Source organism: Thermodesulfobacteriota bacterium (assembly GCA_040758155.1).
Lineage (GTDB): Bacteria > Desulfobacterota > Deferrimicrobia > Deferrimicrobiales > Deferrimicrobiaceae > UBA2219.
On sequence record JBFLWB010000177.1, the window covers coordinates 1 to 13,844 of the forward strand.

Here is a 13,844-nt window from a genome sequence, read left to right on the forward strand (position 1 = left end):
TACAGACACTGGGCGGCGACAAGCTCCTGGCGCAGATCGAATCGAGGATGAGGGACAAGCTTCGGGGCCTGTACGAAACGATCGACGTCCCATATACGATTTACGTCATCTATGCCGGGGATAAAAAAATCGGCTACATTCACGGCGTCAACCAGAAAGGGCGCTACGGAGGGATCCAGATCTTTCTCGCCCTGGACCCGGACCAGCGGATCAAGACGTTCTACCTCCAGAGGCTGACCGGCTCATACGCGCCGCAGTTCCGCATCGATTCGTTCGGAAAGCAGTTCGTCGGACTCACCCTCTTCGATTTCGACAATTACGAAGTCGCGACCGGGAAGGCATCCGGGAGGGTCGCCACAATCAAGAACCCTTCGCCGACCGCCGATACGGATTTCAGGTACATCCTGCGGGGCACGAAAAAGAACCTGATCCTCGTCAACGAGTTCATTAATATCTCTCCGGAACTTTCCGGCAAGGGCGGAGCGCCCGCGAAGGCGATAAAATGATCAGCAAATTCCAGGTCGCCTATAAAAATCTCCTTCGGAAAAAGGTCCGCAGCCTTCTGACGCTGGTCGGCATCGCCCTTTCGGCCTGGGTGCTGGTGAGCCTGCTCGGCTTCAACCGCGGCTTCGAAAGCTCCCTGGACCGGGACATAGACAACATGGGCTTCCAGATGATGCTCATGGCCAAGGGGTGTCCCTACGAGGCGGCGACCATGATGCTGAAAGGCGGCACCGGCCTCAAGTACCTGCCGGAGTCCATGGGCGAAAAGGTCATGAAGGAACCGGAAGTGGAGCGGATCACGCCCATGCTGATGGCGGCGGCCTTTGACCCGAACAAGGGGGAAAGCGGCGGCATTGCGGCATACCTGGGAGTGGATCCGGAAGGCTTCCCTCCCATGAAGAGCTACCTCAAGTTCCGGCACGGCGGCTGGTTCAAGAGGGAAAAGGCCTACGAGGCGGTGATGGGCTACGAAGCGGCCGAGCTCGAACAGAGGGAGGTCGGAGACCTGATCCTCGTCCCGGATCTTAACGTGGAGCTGAAGGTCGTGGGCATCCTGGAGCGGACCGGCACGCAGGACGACGGGACCATCTTCGTGCCGCTGCGGACCCTCCAGGAGATCTTCGGGAAGCAGGGGATCCTGACGACCATTGGCATCAAGGTAAGGAAGGACGCGGACCCTGCCCGGCTCGAGAACAGGCTCTACCAGCTGCCCGACGTCCAGGTGGTGAGCCTGGCGCAGGTGAAGCAGACCATCATGTCGCTGGTCGCGACCGCGCGGGTGCTCGTGCTGTCCATCGCGACCATCGCGATCATCATTTCGATGGTCGGCGTCATCAACACGATCCTGATGTCGATCCACGAGCGGTTCCAGGAGATCGGCATCCTGAAGACCATCGGCGCCATGCCTGGCGACATCTTCCGGCTTGTCTGGATCGAGACGCTGCTGTTGTGCGTCGCCGGCGGAGTTCTCGGCGTGGTCCTTTCCCTGCTGCTTTCCCGCGCCACGGAATGGGTGATCCGGAGCCTCCTGCCCTATGCTCCGAAAGGTGGGCTGGTAACGATCGACCTTCCTCTCATCCTGTTCACCCTCGGCACGATCTCGGTTATCGGGCTGCTGAGCGGGCTCTACCCGGCATGGAAAGCGGGGCGGATCCGGCCGCTGGAAGCGATACGAAACGAGGTGGGCGGATGAACGAACGAACGACGGTCCTGGAAGCGAAAAGGCTGACGAGGCTCTACCGGCGCGGCAGCGAGGAGATCGCCGCGGTCCGCGACGTATCGCTCAGCATACAGAAGGGAGAGTTCGCCTCGTTCATCGGTCCGTCCGGGTCGGGCAAGACCACGCTCATCCACCTTCTCGGCTGCCTCGACAACCCGACCTCCGGCGAGCTCGCCGTCGGCGGAAAGCGGATCTTCGACGGCAACGGGGGACAGCTTTCCGAGCGGAAGCTGACCGCGATCCGCAGGGACACCTTCGGCTATATCTTCCAGAATTTCTACCTCATCCCCACCCTGACCGTCCGCGAGAACGTGATGGTGCCGCTGACCTTCCACCGCAAGCAGGGCGCGGAGAACGACGTCATGGAGCTCCTGAAGCTCCTGGGCATCGATCACCGGAAGGACCACCTGCCGGGGATGCTCTCGGGCGGCGAGATGCAGCGCGTCGCCATCGCGAGGGCCCTCGTGAATTCGCCGGAAATCCTGCTTGCCGACGAGCCGACGGGGAACCTCGATTCGAGACGCTCGGTGGAGATCGTGCAGATATTGAAGGACCTGTGCCGGGATTCCGGGGTGACCGTCGTCATGGTGTCGCACAACCTGGAGTTCGCCTCCCAGGCGGACCGGCAGTTCGAGATGAGGGACGGCAGGATCCGGGAGCTGTGTATTTAGGGGAAAAAGAATTCCCTTTCATAATTTTATATAACAACCTGAAGATTTTCTAATTCCCGCACCCGTACAATCAGTTATCAATAAGGCAATACCGGTGTATTTTCCTATAGATACCCATCGTATTTATACATAATTCTTTCGGGCACGCCGAATGCAATTCCTCCGGCCGTAAGCATCCTTATTCGTTGTTGATTCCGCTCCTTGTTCCGGCAACTTCTTGTGCAACCCACAAACAGGAAAGGAGGAATGCGATGGGACAGAGTTCGATTTCATGGAGGTTCGGCGCCTTGTCGGCGGCCCTTGTCCTGACATTCGGCATCGCTCTCGCCGGCTGCATCGAAAATCCGCTGGTATCGGAAAACCCGGTGCTCGGCGGAACGCTGGAAGTGGAAAAGGTCCCGAAGTTCGTCACTCCCCTGAACATCCCTGAGGTAATGCCCACCACCGGAACGGCGGACAATTACGAGATCGTGGCGGGACAGACCTTGCAGCAGATCCTGCCGGGCAGCTACGGCAAGACGCTCGTCTGGGGTTACGGCCCGACGATGGATGCCATCACCTATCCCGGCCGCACCATCGAAGCCACGGCCGGCACGGCGGTCACGGTCAAATGGATCAACGGACTCGTGGACGGCGACAACAGATTCCTGCCCCACATCCTGCCGGTAGACCAGACGCTGCACTGGGCAAATCCGCCGGGAGTCTGCACGGAAGATAATCCCATGCCCATGATGTCCGACTGCCGCGGAACGGACCCGAATCCTTACCTGGGACCGGTTCCCGTCATCACCCACTTACACGGCGCCCATGTCGGGGAAAGGAGCGACGGCTTCCCCGAGGCGTGGTACCTGCCGGCGGCGGTAAATATTCCGGCCGGCTACACCACGCGGGGGACGATGTATGACACCGAAATTCCCACCGATGACGGCGCTGCTGTGTTCATCTATCCCAACGACCAGCGGGCTACCACCCTCTGGTATCACGACCACTCCCTCGGGATGACCCGCACCAACGTCTACGCCGGGTTGGCAGGATTCTACCTGCTGAGAGGCGGCGCCGGCGACCTCGCGACGGGAATTCTTCCTTCCGGCAAATATGAAATTCCGCTCCTGATCCAGGACCGCTCCTTCAACAGCGACGGTTCCCTCTTCTATCCCGACAGCCGCAGCTTCTTCGACGGCCTGACCGGGCCGTACATCCCCGCGCTGGCCATCGACGGCGGAAAGAGCGACGTGTCGCCGATCTGGAACCCCGAGTTCTTCGGCAACACCATGGTGGTCAACGGCGGCAGCTGGCCGTACCTGAACGTCGAGCCGCGCCGCTATCGTTTCCGCATCGTCAACGGCAGCGACTCGCGGTTCCTGATCCTCGCCGGCGATGTGCCGAAGAAAGCCAAGCCGTTCGCCTTCTGGCAGATCGGCGCAGACGGCGGCTTCCTGCCCGCCCCCGAGAAGCGCGAAGACCTGTTGCTTGGGCCCGCCGAGCGGGCGGACGTGATCGTCGATTTCTCGGCCTACAGGCCCGGCGACACCATCACCCTGGTCAACATCGGCCCCGACGAACCCTTCGGCGGCGGCGTCCCGGGGGTCGACTTCGCCATGGCCCACCCCGGCACCACCGGCAAGGTCATGCAGTTCAAGGTGGTCAAGCTGAAGAAGCCGGACACCACGAAGAAGGTGGCGGAACTGGTCCTGCCGGCGCCGCCTCCTCTTCCCGCGGCAACCTTTACCCGCAGAGTGAGCCTCAACGAAGAGGAATCCGCCACGGTCTGCGTCGACAATACGAATACGGCCGTTTCGTGCGGCACGCCGGATGCGGTCCCCGCCGCCCCCACCGAGGCGCTGCTCGGGATCATCGACGCCGGCGGGTTCACGGTGCCCAAGGAGTGGATGGATGAGATCACCGAGAATCCGGCTCTGGGAGCCACGGAATACTGGGAAATCTACAACCTGACCGAAGACGCGCACCCGATACATATCCACCTGGTGCAGTTCGAGATTATCGGGCGGCAGGCGTTGGCGCTCGACGCCGACGGGATGGTAATGCAGCCGGTGATGCTCGACGGCGCGATGAGGGGCCCCGATCCCGGTGAGTCCGGCCGCAAGGATACGGTCATCGTCTACCCCGGCGAGATGGCGCGGATCAAGGCGCATTTCGACATCGCCGGCCTCTTCGTCTGGCACTGCCACATCCTCTCGCATGAGGACAACGAGATGATGCGGCCCTATCGCGTGGGTCCGTAGTTTCCGGTTCCGCCCCATCCGTCCGCTGTCGCAAGGCGGGCGGATGGGGCATCGCTCCGGCAGGGGGATATTTCAACGGTAGGAGGGAGTGGGACATGACCTCGAACAGATCGATTTATCCGGTAGCGGACTCATTCGGCCGCATTTCGCAATTTTTATCGATCCGGAAGGACATCGCGACTCTGCGGCGGGAGGCACCGGTGATTCGCAATCAGGTTATTCTCAGGCGGATTCCGCTCCCCCCCGACGTCGAGATCACGGCTCCGGAAAGACTTCCGCGGGGCGCAAGCCGCGGAAAACGTATGATCGACTGGCTCGGCGATCTCGGCCGATATCTGCTTCTCCGGCCGTAGCCTCGCCTAATCCTTCACTCCCCCGGCGGTTGCTCTTCTCTCCAGGAACCGCCGGATCTCCTCGTGCGCGGGGTCTTTGAGGTTCGGATCCCTCCGCTGCAGCTCCTCGACGATTTCCTTGGCCACCTGCAACATCCCGGCGTCGCGAACCAGGTCGGCGAAGACCAGGTCGGGGATCCCCGACTGCCGCACCCCCGCGAAATCGCCCGGTCCCCGGATCTTCAGGTCTTCCTCGGCGATCCGGAAGCCGTCGGTGGTCCGCTCCATAACAGCGAGGCGGGCCGCCGCCTCCTCGCCCTGCCCGTTCTCCACCATCAGGAAGCAAGAGGAGGGACGCGCACCCCGGCCCACTCGTCCCCGAAGCTGGTGGAGCTGTGAGAGGCCGAACCGCTCGGCGTGCTCGATCACGATGACCGTCGCCTCGGGAACGTCCACCCCCACCTCGACCACCGTCGTGGAGACGAGGAGCCGCAGCTCCCCCGCCTTGAAGGCGCGCATCGCCCCTTCCTTCTCGTCCGCCTTCATCCTGCCGTGCAGCAGCCCCACCCCGGCGTCGGGGAACGTTTCCCGAAACCTTTCCGCCGTCCGGACGGCGTCGCGCAGCGCCAGCTTCTCCGACTCCTCCACGAGCGGCAAAACGACGTAGGCGCGCCCCCCCCGCTCCAGCTCACGGCGGATCTCTTCGAGCACCTTTCCCCTTCCTTCGGGGGGCACGACGCGGGTTTTCACGGGGATCCGGCCTTTCGGCATCTCGTCGATCACGGAGATGTCCAGGTCGCCGTAGAGGGCGATGGCCAGCGTCCTCGGGATCGGCGTCGCGGTCATCACGAGCAGGTGCGGCGAAACCGCCGCCTTCTCCCGCAGCGCCGCCCTCTGCAGGACGCCGAACCGGTGCTGCTCGTCGATGACGGCGAAGGCGAGGTTGTGGAACTCCACGCTTTCCTGGATCAGCGCGTGCGTCCCCACGACGATGTCCGTCTCCCCAATCCGGATCCTCCGCCGGGCCGCTTCCCGCTCCTTCGGCGGCAGCGCCGCCGAGAGCAGCCCGACACGCGCGGAAAGCCCCTCCGAAAGGGAAAGGAACCTGCGGTAGTGCTGCTCCGCCAGGATCTCCGTGGGCGCCATCACGGCGGCCTGGACGCCGTGCTTCCACGCGACCATCGCGGCGATCCAGGAGACGATGGTCTTGCCGCTCCCCACGTCTCCCTGGAGAAGGCGGTGCATGGGGTGGGGACGCCCCATGTCCTTGAGGATCTCGTTGATCGTACGCCGCTGGGCTCCGGTCAGCTCGAACGGCAGGCGTCGCTTGATCTCGTCGACGATTTCCCGGTCCCATGGGAGCGGAACCGCCGCTTCCCGCTCAATCCCCGCCCGCCGCAGGGCGAGCGCCCACTGGATGGAGAACAGCTCCCCGAACACGAGCCGCTTCCGCTGGGGCGATGTGTGGTCCAGGAATCCTGCCGCGTCGGCGTCGTCCCGCGGGAAATGGATCGCGGCGAGCGACTCGCCGAGCGGAGGCACCCCCGCCTTCTCGAGGATCCAGGGGGGGAAGCACTCCTTCTCCCTGCCGGCGTGTCCGTGTACGACCTCCCACTGGATCTTCCGGAGGACGCGCGGGGGGATCCCCTCTATGTCCGGGTAAATGGGGACGATCCGCCCCGAGTGGATCGGGTCGTCCGCTCCTTCGCCCGAAAGGATCTCCGGGTGGTGCATCTCCGGCATGAAGCGGAAGTACCGGACCGTCCCGCAAACGACGGCGGGCTCGCCGACCCGGAAGCGCTTGACGAGGGAGGGATGGTACCGGAACCATTTCGCGACGATCCGCCCGGTCCCGTCGAAGAGGACGACCTCCAGCAGGCGGGGGCTCCCGCGCCGGTAGCCGCGGCCGCTTTCCTGGACGGAGAGCACTTTCCCGCGGACGGGAACGGTCATGCCGGGAGAGGCCTCGCGGATCGGGACCGTCCGCCGCCGATCCTGGTACCCCTTGGGGAAAAGATAGAGGGCGTCCTGCGGGGTGCGGATCCCCCGGGCGGCCAGGATTTCGGCAAGCCGGGGCCCCACCCCCTTGACAAACTGGATGGGATGCCCCGGCGTGACCACCTAGGCCCCTTCGGGGGCTTTCCGCGAGTTTCCGTGGTACTCCTGGAGGCTGCGCACGGACGTCTCCTCGGCGATCAGGTGGGAGATCGCGTCGGCGACGGCGTTCGCGGCCGCCAGGGTCGTGAAGTACGGGACGTTGTAGACGAGCGCGGTCCGCCGGATATAGAAGGAGTCCGCCTGGGATTGCGCTCCCAGCGGCGTGTTGATGACCAGCGAGATCTCCCCGTTCTTGATGCGGTCCGCCACGTTGGGACGCCCTTCCTGGATCTTGAGCACGGTTTCCGCGGGGATGCCGCACCGGACCAGGAAGGAAGCCGTTCCGCCGGTGGCGGCGATGGAGAAACCGCTCTCGTGGAGCATCCGGACGGCCGGAAGAACTCCCCCCTTGTCCTCGTCCCGGACGCTGACGAACACTCTTCCCGAGCGCGGCAGGTTCATCCCCGCGGCGATCTCCGCCTTGGCGAAGGCGATGCCGTAGGTCCGGTCGATCCCCATGACCTCGCCCGTGGACTTCATCTCGGGTCCCAGGATGGTGTCCACGTCCGGGAACTTGATGAACGGCAGGACCGACTCCTTCACGCTGACGTGCTCCGGCACGATCTGCTTCGTCAGTCCCAAGTCGGCCAGCTTGCGCCCCGTCATGACCTTCGCGGCGAGCTTGGCCAGCGGCACGCCGATGGCCTTGCTGACGAACGGGACGGTCCGGGACGCGCGCGGGTTGACCTCGAGGATATAGATCTCCCCCTTCTGGATCGCGAACTGGACGTTCATCAGTCCGACGACCGCCAGCTCCCTGGCCATCGCGATAGTCTGCCGGGAGATCTCGGCGAGCGTTTCCGGGGGGATCGACCGGGGGGGCAGGTAGCAGGCGGAATCGCCGGAGTGGACCCCGGCCTCCTCGATGTGCTCCATGATCCCGCCGATGACCACCGACTCGCCGTCGGAGATCGCGTCGACGTCGATCTCGATGGCGTCCTCAAGGAAGCGGTCGACCAGCACGGGGCGCGACTCGGAGGCGACGACCGCCTCACTGAGGTACTTGCGCACCCCCTCCTCGTTGTGGACGATCTCCATCGCCCTGCCGCCCAGGACGTACGACGGGCGCAATAGCACGGGATAGCCGATCCGCGCGGCGATCCCGATCCCCTCCTCCATGGAGCGGGCGATTCCGTTGGGCGGCTGCTTGAGCCCCAACTTGTTCAGCATCTCAGCGAACCGCTCCCGGTCCTCCGCCCGGTCGATGCTCTCCGCGGGGGTGCCCAGGATCCGCACCCCCTCCTTTTCCAGCGGGACGGACAGTTTCAGCGGCGTCTGCCCGCCGAACTGGACTATGACCCCGACCGGGTTCTCGTCCTCGACGATGGCGAGGACGTCCTCCTTCGTCAGCGGCTCGAAGTAGAGGCGGTCGGAGGTGTCGTAGTCCGTGGAGACCGTCTCGGGGTTGCAGTTGACCATGATCGTCTCGAACCCCTCTTCCCGAAGGGAGATGACGCTGTGGACGCAGCAGTAGTCGAACTCTATCCCCTGCCCGATCCGGTTCGGGCCTCCACCGAGGATGACGATCTTCTTCCGGCCGGTGGGATTGCCTTCGCTTTCGGTCTCGTAGGTCGAGTAAAGGTACGGGGTGTGCGCCTCGAATTCGGCGCCGCAGGTGTCAACCCGCTTGAAGACCGCCTTCACGCCCGCGGCGTACCGTGCCGCTCGGACGGCGTCTTCTCCCGATCCGAGCAGCTTCGCGAGCCGGCGGTCGGAGAAGCCGTTCTCCTTCGCGTTCCGGAAGAACGGGGCCCAACCGGCGGCGTCCTCCACGCGGAAATCGCGGAACGCGGCGGCGCGCTCCCGGATCCCGCCCTCCATCTCGATGATCCGGCGGATGTTCTCGAGGAACCACGGGTCGATCCCCGTCGCCTTCTTTATCTCGTCCGTCGTCCACCCGTAGCGGTACGCCTCCCCGATGTAGAGGAGCCGCCGGGAGTTCGGCTTGCGCAGCTTCCCCTCGATCTCCATCCGGCGCGATTCCCGGTTCGCCGCGTCCGGCGGAGGAAGCGCTTCCTCGAAGCCGTAGATGCCGGTCTCCAGCGACCGCATCGCCTTCTGGAGCGATTCCCGGAAGGTCCGCCCGATCGCCATCACCTCCCCCACCGATTTCATCTGCGTGCCGAGAATGTCCTCGGTCTGAGGGAACTTCTCGAATGTGAAGCGGGGGATCTTCGTCACCACGTAGTCGATCGTCGGCTCGAAGGAAGCGGGCGTCTCCCGGGTGATGTCGTTGCGGATCTCGTCGAGGGTGTATCCGACGGCGAGCTTCGCGGCGATCTTCGCGATGGGGAACCCCGTGGCCTTGGATGCCAGCGCCGAGGAGCGGGAGACGCGCGGGTTCATCTCGATGACCACCATCTCGCCCGTGTCCGGGTGGACGGCGAACTGGATATTGCTGCCGCCGGTGTCCACCCCGATCTCCCGGATGATGCGCATGGCGGCGTCGCGCATCAGCTGGTACTCCTTGTCGGTCAGCGTCTGGGCGGGGGCCACGGTGATCGAGTCGCCCGTGTGCACGCCCATCGGGTCGAGGTTCTCGATGGAGCAGATGATGACGACGTTGTCGGCCAGGTCGCGCATCACCTCGAGCTCGAACTCCTTCCACCCGATGACGGACTGCTCGACGAGCACCGTCCGCTTCGGGGAGGCGTCGAGCGCCCAGCGGATCCCCTCCTCGTACTCTTCCCGGTTGTAGGCGATCCCGGCGCCGGTCCCGCCGAGGGTGAAGGACGGCCGGATGATCGCGGGGTAGCCCACATCGGGGATGACCTCGAGCGCCTCCTCCAGCGAGCGGACGTATCCGGAGCGCGGGACGACGAGCCCCAGCTTCGTCATCGCCTCGCGGAACAGGTTGCGGTCCTCCGCCTTCTGGATCGATTCGAAGTTCGCCCCGATCAGCTCGACGCCGTACTTCTGCAGGATGCCCATCTCGTGCAGCGAGACGGCGATATTGAGCCCCGTCTGGCCGCCGATGGTCGGGAGCAGGGCGTCGGGGCGCTCCCGCTCGATGATCTTGCCGACCATCTCCGGCGTGATCGGCTCGATGTACGTCCGGTCGGCGAAGTCGGTGTCGGTCATGATCGTCGCCGGGTTGCTGTTCACCAGGACGACCGTGTACCCCTCCTCCTTCAGCGCCTTGCACGCCTGGGTCCCCGAGTAGTCGAACTCGCACGCCTGCCCGATGATGATCGGGCCGGACCCGATGAGCATGATCTTCTTGATGTCGGTTCTCTTGGGCACTAAAGCTCCTGGATGAAGACGTTATGGAAACCCAGCCGCTCGGCGGCCTCGATCGCCCGGTCGTACTCCTCCGGATCGAGCTTCCGCTCGAATCCCGGCGTCTGCGACGCGCGGTACGCCGGGAAGTACTGTCCCATCAGAGAAAGCGGAAGGTCGGGGCCGAAAGTCCCGCGGAGGTATTCCAGCACCTTTTCCGTCTCCTCCACCTTCCCCGGCAGCACGAGGTGCCGCACTAATACTCCCCTCGTCGCGATTCCGTCCTTTCCGACGGCGAGGAACCCGGTCTGCCGCACCATCTCCGCGAGCGCCGCGTCGTTCCGCGCGGGGTAATCCGGCGCGCCGGAGACCTCTTCCGCCAAAGCGCAGGACCGGTATTTCGCGTCCGGCAGGTAGATGTCGACCACTCCATCGAGCAGCGCCAGCGCCTCGAGGGAATCGTAGCCGTTGGTGTTGTATACGACAGGGATCCCGAAACCCCGCTCCCGGGCGGCGCGCACCGCTTCCGCAAGCTGCGGTGCGTGCGGGGTGGGCGTCACGAAGTTCACGTTGTGCGCCCCCTTTTCCTGAAGACGGAGCAGCTCGCCCGCCAGCGTCTCCGTGTCCATCTCCCGGCCGTTGCCGAGCTGGCTGATGGGGTAGTTCTGGCAGAAGAGGCAGGTCATGTTGCAATGGCTGAAAAAAACCGTCCCCGATCCCCTTGTCCCGGAGACCGGCGGCTCCTCGCCGTGGTGGATGGAAACCGCCGCGACCCGCGCGACCGCCCCCGCGCGGCAGAAACCGCGCTCCCCCGCGAGCCGGTCCGCCCCGCATTCCCGCGGACATAACCGGCAGGGCGCCAGCGGCGATCCTTCCCGTCCCGCCGCAACGCGGGCGGCCGACGATCCGGAGAACGGCACTTAGATCTCCTCCTGTCCCGTGAGGTACCGGTAGAAGCGGGTGAAGAGGTACCGGGAGTCGTGCGGCCCCGGAGACGCCTCCGGGTGGTACTGGACCGAGAAGCAGCGCATCGAGGGGACGGAGAGCCCCTCGACCGTTCCGTCGTTCAGGTTGACGTGCGTGATCCGGGAATCCTTCCCGAGTGAACCCGCGTCCACGGCGTAGTTGTGGTTCTGGCTGGAGATCTCGACCTTCCCGGTGGCGAGGTCCTTCACGGGCTGGTTGCAGCCGTGGTGGCCGAACTTCAGCTTGAAGGTCTTCCCGCCGAGCGCCAGCCCCATGATCTGGTGCCCCAGGCAGATCCCGAACATCGGCAGCTTCCCGAGGAGCTGCCGGACGGTCTCGACGGCGTACGGCACTCCCTCCGGGTCGCCGGGGCCGTTCGAAAGGAAGACGCCGTCTGGGGACATGGCGAGGATCTCCGCCGCGGTCGTGGACGCCGGGACGACCGTCACGTTGAACCCGTGGGTCACCAGCATCCTCAGGATGTTCTGCTTCACCCCGTAGTCGACCGCCACGATGCGCGGGATCCTGCCGAACCGCGCCCGGAACTCGGATGCGGGAAGGTATCCCTTCTCCAGGTCCCACTCCCCCGTGTCCCACTGGACGACGCGATCGGAGGTGACCTCCCGGACCAGGTCGCGCCCCACTATGGAGGGAAGCTCCCTCGCTTTCTTCGCCAGCCGGGCAGGATCGAGATCGATGGAGGAGAGGACCGCCATCTGCGACCCTCCATCGCGCAGCCGGCGGGTCAGCGCCCGCGTGTCGATCCCCGCGATGCCGCAGATATGGTACCGGCGCAGGTAGGAGTCGAGCGACTCCACGTGGCGCCAGTTCGACGGGGGCCCCCATGCCTCCCGGACGATGAATCCCTCCACCCACGGGCGGTCGGACTCGACGTCCTCCGGGTTGATCCCGGTGTTGCCGATCTCGGGGTAGGTCATCGTGACGATCTGCCCCTTGTAGGACGGGTCCGTGAGGACCTCCTGGTACCCCGTCATCCCGGTGTTGAAGACGACCTCTCCGGAGGTCTCCCCTTCGTGGCCGAAGGCGGTCCCTTCGTACACGGTCCCGTCCGCAAGCGCCAGGACGGCCTTTCTCTCAGGCATTCGCTTCGACCCCCGATGCGATCTCGTACCGGATCCATCCCCCGCAGACGGTGGCGACCGCGCGCCCCCGCATCTTCCAGCCGAGGAACGGGCTGTTCTTCGATTTGGAAAGCACGTCCTCGCGCCGGAACTCCCATTCGGCGTCCGGGTCGATCACCGTGACGTCCGCGTCGGCGCCGACGGCCAGCGATCCCTTGCCCCGCAGGGAAAGGATCCGGGCCGGCGCGGCGGAGAGCAGCTCCACGATCCGCGCGGGGGAGACTTTCCCCCCGGCCGTCAGCGCCAGCGTCAGCGGGAGGGAGGACTGGAGGCCGATGATCCCGTTGGCGGCCGCGGCGAACTCGCACTGCTTGACGAGATCGTCGTGGGGCGCATGGTCGCTGGCGACCGCGTCGATCGTGCCGTCCTGGATCCCTTCGAGGACCGCCATCCGGTCCTCCTCTCCGCGCAGCGGCGGGCTCATCTTCGCGTTCGTGTCGTACCCTTCCAGCGCCGCGTCGGTCAGGGTGAAGTAGTGGGGAGCGGTCTCTCCCGTCACGTTCAGCCCCGCCTTCTTCGCCATCCGCAGCAGGGCGACCCCCATCTTCGTGCTGATGTGCTGCAAGTGGAGCCGCCCGCCGGTCTGCCGGGCGAGCAGGATGTCCCTGGCGATGGCGACGTCCTCCGCCGCGGCAGGGCTTCCGGGAATCCCCAGCCGCAACGCGTTCCACCCCTCGTTCGCGGCTCCTCCCTCGGACAGATCCCGGTCCTCCGAGTGGACCAGGATCGGGAATCCGAAGGGGCGGGCGTATTCCATCGCCCTCCGCATGAGAAGCGGGTTCTCGATGTAATGCCCGTCGTCGGAAAACGCCACGGCGCCCGCCTCGGCGAGCTCGGCGAAGTCCGCCATCTCCTTGCCTTCGAGCCCCCGGCTCACCGCGGCAACGGGCAGGACGTTCGCGGATCCGTCCCGGCGGGCCTTCTCCAGGATATGCCGGGTGATCTCCGGATGGTCGTTTACGGGCCGGGTGTTCGCCATGCAGGCCACGGACGCGAACCCGCCCGCCGCCGCCGCCATCGTGCCGGTACGGATGTCTTCCTTCCATTCGAATCCCGGCTCGCGCAGATGCACATGCATGTCGATCAATCCCGGGACGACCCACTTCCCTTCCGCGTCGAGGACCCTGCCGGAAAAATCGCCCGGCGCGTCGCCATGGACGATACCGTCGACCTTCCCGTCTTTCAGGACGAGATGGCCCGTTTCGTCCCGGCCGCTTGCCGGATCGATGATCCTTCCTCCCTTAATTAGCAGCATGGGAACCTCCGGCCAACAGGTATAGGAGCGCCATCCGCACGGCCACCCCGGACTCCACTTGGGAAAGAATCCTGGAGCGGCCGCAGTCGGCGAGCTCATCCGAAAGCTCCACCCCGCGGTTGACCGGCCCCGGGTG

At 65.1% G+C, this 13,844-nt stretch carries 11 protein-coding genes; 5 read left to right on the forward strand and 6 right to left on the reverse strand.

Annotation, left to right across the window (positions count from 1 at the left end; translation table 11 throughout):
* From AB1346_12225 to AB1346_12245, 5 genes are all read left to right on the forward strand, one after another.
* On the forward strand, positions 1–506 hold a 506-nt coding region (locus AB1346_12225; protein ID MEW6721209.1), incomplete at its 5' end, for a hypothetical protein.
* Positions 503–1,696, forward strand: coding sequence for an ABC transporter permease (locus tag AB1346_12230; protein MEW6721210.1), 1,194 nt, complete (start codon positions 503–505; stop codon positions 1,694–1,696). The genes AB1346_12225 and AB1346_12230, both read left to right, overlap by 4 nt.
* Positions 1,693–2,394 (forward strand): ABC transporter ATP-binding protein, encoded by a 702-nt coding sequence (locus AB1346_12235; protein ID MEW6721211.1) that lies wholly within the window; start codon positions 1,693–1,695, stop codon positions 2,392–2,394. Before AB1346_12230 ends, AB1346_12235 begins: the two co-directional genes overlap by 4 nt.
* Positions 2,395–2,645: 251 nt before the next feature.
* Positions 2,646–4,637 (forward strand): multicopper oxidase, encoded by a 1,992-nt coding sequence (locus AB1346_12240; protein MEW6721212.1) that lies wholly within the window; start codon positions 2,646–2,648, stop codon positions 4,635–4,637.
* 95 nt (positions 4,638–4,732) lie between these two features.
* A complete protein-coding gene (locus tag AB1346_12245; protein MEW6721213.1) occupies positions 4,733–4,990 on the forward strand; it encodes a hypothetical protein in 258 nt (85 codons plus the stop codon).
* A gap of 6 nt (positions 4,991–4,996) precedes the next feature.
* Here AB1346_12245 and recG read toward each other — a convergent pair whose 3' ends face one another.
* From recG to AB1346_12275, 6 genes are all read right to left on the reverse strand, one after another.
* On the reverse strand, positions 4,997–7,090 hold the full coding sequence (recG, locus tag AB1346_12250) for an ATP-dependent DNA helicase RecG (protein MEW6721214.1): 2,094 nt from the start codon (positions 7,088–7,090) through the stop codon (positions 4,997–4,999).
* Positions 7,091–10,369 (reverse strand): carbamoyl-phosphate synthase large subunit, encoded by a 3,279-nt coding sequence (gene carB / locus AB1346_12255; protein MEW6721215.1) that lies wholly within the window; start codon positions 10,367–10,369, stop codon positions 7,091–7,093.
* Positions 10,369–11,265 (reverse strand): radical SAM protein, encoded by an 897-nt coding sequence (locus AB1346_12260; GenBank protein ID MEW6721216.1) that lies wholly within the window; start codon positions 11,263–11,265, stop codon positions 10,369–10,371. Before AB1346_12260 ends, carB begins: the two co-directional genes overlap by 1 nt.
* Positions 11,266–12,414: a glutamine-hydrolyzing carbamoyl-phosphate synthase small subunit gene (carA, locus tag AB1346_12265; protein ID MEW6721217.1), complete on the reverse strand. Its 1,149-nt coding sequence runs from the start codon at positions 12,412–12,414 to the stop codon at positions 11,266–11,268.
* On the reverse strand, positions 12,407–13,708 hold the full coding sequence (locus tag AB1346_12270) for a dihydroorotase (protein ID MEW6721218.1): 1,302 nt from the start codon (positions 13,706–13,708) through the stop codon (positions 12,407–12,409). The genes carA and AB1346_12270 overlap by 8 nt, the downstream gene beginning before the upstream one ends.
* Positions 13,695–13,844, reverse strand: a 150-nt coding sequence (locus AB1346_12275) for an aspartate carbamoyltransferase (GenBank protein ID MEW6721219.1), incomplete at its 5' end; no start/stop codon positions are given. The genes AB1346_12275 and AB1346_12270, both read right to left, overlap by 14 nt.